Raw genomic sequence first — 2455 nt, forward strand, 5'->3', positions numbered from 1 at the left:
AGTCGCTGTCGTTCTCAAAATCGGTGGAGCTGCATGACAAAGTCATCGGGCATTATCTGAACATAAAACACTATCAATAAGTTGGAGTCATTACCTAAAAAGGCTTTATTATGGACTTGAATTGCAAAGAGAGCACCGACATTTTTCTGGGGGCTCCCGCAGAGAAAAAGCTGTGAGGTTATGAAGACGTATAGGAGGTATTCGGCGAAATACTGTATGGCCACAGGAGAGCTTCAGCACCCATATCCTGCCGCCTCGCTCGCCTGTGGTGATTTCAATATGTTCTACGTCATACCACGTAGTTGTATTTCTCACTTTGTTTATGCTTCCTGACACCGCGTGAACGCAATCTTCGTCTGGATGCGTTCATAGATGGAAAACTGCCTTTCAATGGAATCGGCATTAGACAGTAATTCATGAAGCTCAGCAGAATCTGTATCAGGAACGATAGCGACAGAAACTCCATATTTACGCCCAGTTCTGATCAGGTGCGCAAGTTTTTCCTTCTCTGATTCTGTGAGCATTGCCAGATCCCTTCCGGATACCTGCTCGATAAATGGACCAAGGTTTTTCGGAAAAAAGGGTTCGGCATCAGAATTATGTACCGGGAGCGTTTGCGGCTTATCGAAGCTATTGGACATGAAAAGAACCTTTATAGTTAGAGAGGTGGAGACTGAATGCGTAGCCCATTAAAATTAGTAGTGCCACACTCGAATGCTAATCATACTTTATGATGGCTATGGTAGGAATGGCCGTCAACTTAAACCGCCAGAAGCGAGCCATTCACCGTTAAAGTAACTTTCCCGTATGATGTTCTTTTTATGGAATGAGTTGTTCACACTCCTCTTTAAGAGCCGCCCTGGAACGAGATCGACAGACTTTGCTTAATGAAGAGCGTAATTGATGTTCATCAACCCCATCAGCGACAAACTGACCAATTTTCTTTTCAAGACGCTGCATTGCCTCATAAAGCTTGGCATCAGTATTATTTTTAAGAAACCTCAGTATATAATCAGCAATAATTTGAACAGGAGTAAAGTTACACATCATGTATCCTTAATAAGTTGTGTAAAAATAAAACCATAAAAAACATAATCAGAAGTAGATTATTATACTTGAGTAAGCTTTTCAGCTAACAAGCTGGAGAAGCAGATTCCGGTAAATTACTACATATTTGATAAAAGTTACTGAATAAAAAAGCCCAGCGTACCGGGCTTTCATTCAATTTGATTCTAAGAATCTGACTCGCCGCCTGATTTTTATACCAAGAAGAGCGAACAAAACGCCAACGAATGCGACGGGACTACCTACTTTAAGACAATTAACCGACGCTTTTGAAAAGGTATGTGATTTAGACATACGTTTTTGCTCATAACGAATCGCAAGTGGTGAGACGGATTTATCTAAAGCTGTCTTTTCCAATGCATAACGAACTTTCACGGGAATATTTGACTGTAATACACCAGACATATACGCCCTAACAACATTCTGTGTTAACTTCACATCTGGCTTGCCGAGTTTTATATGTAGTTGCGCCTTTAAATAGTTTACAGATACCTCTTCGCCTGAGGGCCAATTACTATCATTTAAATATGCGACAAGTTTATCGTATTTTTCATGTTTTACATATTTCTTGATAACCTTTACAGTCGAAGCTGAAGTGGCATCAGTCTCTTCCGAACCTAAAGCAGATGTAAAAACTGACAAGCCGATAAGAAAAGCGCCAGCAATTAGAAGCATCGGGAATATCTCACCTATTTCCTCCCCCTTTAAAATTTTAAAGGCAGTTGAAGAAACTACTAATAGCCCCATAATCCCTAATAGCAACTTAGAATATGTAGTTAGGAAGCCTCCAAATGCATCGCCAAAATCCGAAACCACTAACTTATCTTCACCTTCAGATGAATTGAAGAATGACAAGGGCACATCAATATCAAAGTCCAGAACTGAAGGTGAGAGGTGTAATGACAGCAACCACAAGCAAAGACCAAAAATCATTATCAGCAGGCCCGCACCAAATATCGCGAAACCTGAATTTCTAATCTTTATAGACCGGTGAAAAAGAAATGACAGTTCACGGGAAAAATCGTCACTACTCTTAAGGTTACGCACCATGATCTACCCCTTTTTGTGTCAGTCGGGTGCGCAAATTCTCACGCATGGCAAGAACCTGTTTTTCTGTTTCCCTGAGCTTAATAGCCCCTTCTCTCTGGATTTTAACAACATCGCCAACCGTCTGGATAAGCGTATCCTGCACCTCTTTAAGGGTGCTTATATCAATAACCAGCCGTTGGTTTGCTTTCATAGTTTCTACTGCATTGCGATGCAGTAATTTTGCATTACTACGGAGTAACTCATTGTGGCACTGTTGCAAATAGTCGGTGGTGATAAACTTATCATCCCCTTTTGCTGATGGAGCTGCACATGAACCCATTCAAAGGCCGGCATTTTCAGC

The 2455-nt window shown here is 41.2% G+C and carries 5 protein-coding genes; 1 reads left to right on the top strand and 4 read right to left on the bottom strand.

Features of this window, described 5'->3' with window-relative positions:
* The coding region (locus LZP96_RS23705) for an IS1 family transposase (protein WP_001401901.1) at positions 1-80 on the top strand (80 nt) is incomplete at its 5' end.
* A gap of 240 nt (positions 81-320) precedes the next feature.
* Here the strand turns inward: LZP96_RS23705 and LZP96_RS23710 are convergent.
* From LZP96_RS23710 to LZP96_RS23725, 4 genes are all read right to left on the bottom strand, one after another.
* Positions 321-641 (bottom strand): hypothetical protein, encoded by a 321-nt coding sequence (locus LZP96_RS23710; RefSeq protein WP_000071366.1) that lies wholly within the window; start codon positions 639-641, stop codon positions 321-323.
* Between the two features lie 178 nt (positions 642-819).
* Complete coding sequence (locus tag LZP96_RS23715; protein ID WP_000336109.1) at positions 820-1047, bottom strand: hypothetical protein; 228 nt, start codon at positions 1045-1047, stop codon at positions 820-822.
* Between the two features lie 174 nt (positions 1048-1221).
* Positions 1222-2115 carry a hypothetical protein gene (locus tag LZP96_RS23720; protein ID WP_000252081.1) on the bottom strand — a complete coding sequence of 298 codons (894 nt, stop codon included), beginning with the start codon at positions 2113-2115 and terminating at the stop codon, positions 1222-1224.
* On the bottom strand, positions 2105-2434 hold the full coding sequence (locus LZP96_RS23725) for a toxic anion resistance protein (protein ID WP_004248813.1): 330 nt from the start codon (positions 2432-2434) through the stop codon (positions 2105-2107). Before LZP96_RS23725 ends, LZP96_RS23720 begins: the two co-directional genes overlap by 11 nt.
* Between the last annotated feature and the right edge of the window lie 21 nt (positions 2435-2455).

Origin of the sequence: Huaxiibacter chinensis (assembly GCF_022171985.1) — a bacterium.
In the GTDB taxonomy this organism is placed as follows: Bacteria; Pseudomonadota; Gammaproteobacteria; order Enterobacterales; family Enterobacteriaceae; genus Enterobacter; species Enterobacter chinensis_A.

Excerpts from the sequence above, each read along its gene's own strand:
- LZP96_RS23710 (WP_000071366.1), bottom strand. The coding sequence starts at position 641 with ATGTCCAATAGCTTCGATAAGCCGCAAACGCTCCCGGTACATAATTCT.
- LZP96_RS23715 (WP_000336109.1), bottom strand. The coding sequence starts at position 1,047 with ATGTGTAACTTTACTCCTGTTCAAATTATTGCTGATTATATACTGAGG.
- LZP96_RS23720 (WP_000252081.1), bottom strand. The coding sequence starts at position 2,115 with ATGGTGCGTAACCTTAAGAGTAGTGACGATTTTTCCCGTGAACTGTCA.
- LZP96_RS23725 (WP_004248813.1), bottom strand. The coding sequence starts at position 2,434 with ATGGGTTCATGTGCAGCTCCATCAGCAAAAGGGGATGATAAGTTTATC.